Annotated in this window: 1 protein-coding gene; it reads left to right on the forward strand. The window is 67.9% G+C overall.

The features are described from left to right. Positions 1-592 (forward strand): ChuX/HutX family heme-like substrate-binding protein (locus J0A65_RS25205; protein ID WP_332874384.1); only part of this gene is annotated, 592 nt, incomplete at both ends.

Genomic DNA, 592 nt, shown 5'->3' on the forward strand with positions numbered 1-592 from the left:
CGCAAGGGGCACTACCGCGAGGTTTCCGTCAGTGCCAACGGGACGATGGGGCTGGTGGTCTCCGCCGACATCGACCTGCGCCTGTTCATGGCGCAGTGGGCCAGCGTGTTCGCCGTCGCCGAGAGCGGCGAGCGTGGCGTGCAGCGCAGCATCCAGATCTTCGACCGCCAGGGGCTTGCGGTACACAAGGTCTACCTGACCGAGAGGAGCGACGACGCGGCCTGGGCGCCGCTGGTCGAACGTTTCCGGGCCGAGGTGCAGAGTGCCGAGCTGGAGCTGCTGCCGCCGGCCGAGCGCAAGGCGCCGCGTGGCGACGATCAGGTCGATGTGGGGGCACTGCGTGCCGACTGGGCCGCGCTGAAGGACACGCATCACTTCTTCGCCATGCTCAAGCGCCATGACCTGGCCCGTACTCAGGCCCTGCGCCTGGCCGGCCATGAGTGGGCCGAGCCGCTGGCCACCGCCGAACTGCCCAGGCTGATCGAGGCGGCAGCAGCGCGTGAGGTGCCGATCATGGTGTTCGTCGGTAACCGTCACTGCATCCAGATTCACACGGGGCCGGTGCACAATCTGCGTTGGCTGGATAACTGGT

This window comes from Bowmanella yangjiangensis, assembly GCF_017255015.1.
GTDB lineage: Bacteria > Pseudomonadota > Gammaproteobacteria > Enterobacterales > Alteromonadaceae > Bowmanella > Bowmanella yangjiangensis.